Origin of the sequence: Streptomyces ipomoeae 91-03, from assembly GCF_000317595.1 — a bacterium.
Classification (GTDB): domain Bacteria; phylum Actinomycetota; class Actinomycetes; order Streptomycetales; family Streptomycetaceae; genus Streptomyces; species Streptomyces ipomoeae.
Genome location: NZ_AEJC01000168.1, coordinates 1 through 1,420 on the forward strand (window position 1 = coordinate 1; position 1,420 = coordinate 1,420).

General features: G+C 64.6%; 2 protein-coding genes. Both read right to left on the reverse strand.

Going from position 1 to position 1,420, the window contains the following annotated elements:
* Nucleotides 1–12 precede the first annotated feature (12 nt).
* Nucleotides 13–903 (reverse strand): group II intron reverse transcriptase, encoded by an 891-nt coding sequence (locus STRIP9103_RS10880; RefSeq protein ID WP_009307861.1) that lies wholly within the window; start codon nt 901–903, stop codon nt 13–15.
* 131 nt (nt 904–1,034) lie between these two features.
* Nucleotides 1,035–1,283 (reverse strand): SCO4226 family nickel-binding protein, encoded by a 249-nt coding sequence (locus STRIP9103_RS10885; protein WP_009307862.1) that lies wholly within the window; start codon nt 1,281–1,283, stop codon nt 1,035–1,037.
* Between the last annotated feature and the right edge of the window lie 137 nt (nt 1,284–1,420).

Below are 1,420 nucleotides of genomic sequence, written 5' to 3' on the forward strand. Positions count from 1 at the left end.
CGTGCGTGCGACTCACGCCGCACACGGCTCAAGCAGAACCCGTGGGCGTTTGCTCTTCCGTGCGGTTGCTCGGTCACCGGCTTCGTGGTGCTGCCGGTGGCAGTCCGCGTGTACGAGTCGGAGGTTGTTCCAGTCGTTCCCGCCCCCTTCACGCCGGAACACGAAGTGGTGCTTGTGCAGCTTCTTCGCTACGGCTGCGAACCACTCGATCCACTCCCGTGGATTGTCGGGTTCGTATTCCGCTCCGGTGATCAGGGTCTCGCCACAGAGCGGGCACAGTCCTTGCTGGCGGAATGCCAGGTGCAGGCTGGTCTTATCCATGACGGGAGGCGCCTTCTTCTGGCGCCGTTTCGCCCAGTAGTCCTGGAGGGCTGGGTCATCCATGGATGCCGCGCCTTTGACCATGACGTGCCGGACGATCGGGGTCCAGGCGAATTTGTAGAGGTAGGCGCCGGAGATCCGGTCACCGAACACCCATTTGTCCGCCCGGGACTTGTTGAACGTGTCGAAGTACCGCTTCACTACCCAGTCCTTCGGCTTGTTGGGGTGGCTCCGTCTGGCCCACTTGTATGTGAGTTTCCAGACGTAGGTGTCCAGCGATTGGAAGATCTTCGAGGACACCGCCCCCCGGTAGTACGTTGCCCACCCACGCACGATCGGCGTGAGCCGTCTCAGTACCGCTGCGGCGTTGGAGCCGTTCAGCTCCTTGACCTCCATCCGCAGCCGTTCCCGGATCCTCTTCACCGCGTCCTTGCTCGGCCGGATGATGACCATGCGATTGCTGTTCCGCCGGATGTTGAACCCGAGGAAGTCGAATCCCCGATCAAGATTGGTCACTTGGGTCTTCTCCTCGTTGAAGCGGAGCCCTCTCGGCTCCAGCCACAGCGACAGCGCCTGCTTCATCCGTTCCGCTGGGGCGTGGGGTGCGAGGCGCGCGGTCTGCAGAACTGCCGGCCCTCTGACCGGCCGCGGACGCGCAGACAGGGGGCCGGAGGTGGGATGGGTTCGGTTGCGTTCGGTCGAGTTGGCTGGGGTCAGACCGTCAGCGGTACCGGGTGGATCTCGTCCGCCTTGTGGCCGGCTCGCTCGTGGATGCGTTGGACCGCGTCGGCCGAGGGGGCCTCGGAGAGGCAGTAGACGACGCCGGAGTCCGGGTCCGCCCAGGCGCGTTCGAAGTGGACGTTCTCGTCCTTCTCTATGTCGAGGTCGGCCTTGTGGGCGGCCTGCAGCTGGTCGGCCGTGATGCCCTTCATCCCGTGGTGGACGTCCATGAACTTGGCCATGGCCTCGCACCTCCTTCCTTCCCTTTCCGCTTCCCCGCCCCTTTCTTCTCCCTCCTTCTCCATGCTGCGCTCGTACCGACGTACGAGCGACCCGTCGGAAGCGGGGGAGTGGGGTGGAGCGCCCGCTGCGCACGAAG

Bases quoted from the DNA above. Each gene is read 5' to 3' on its own strand.
- STRIP9103_RS10880 (WP_009307861.1), bottom strand. From the start codon at position 903: ATGAAGCAGGCGCTGTCGCTGTGGCTGGAGCCGAGAGGGCTCCGCTTC.
- STRIP9103_RS10885 (WP_009307862.1), bottom strand. From the start codon at position 1,283: ATGGCCAAGTTCATGGACGTCCACCACGGGATGAAGGGCATCACGGCC.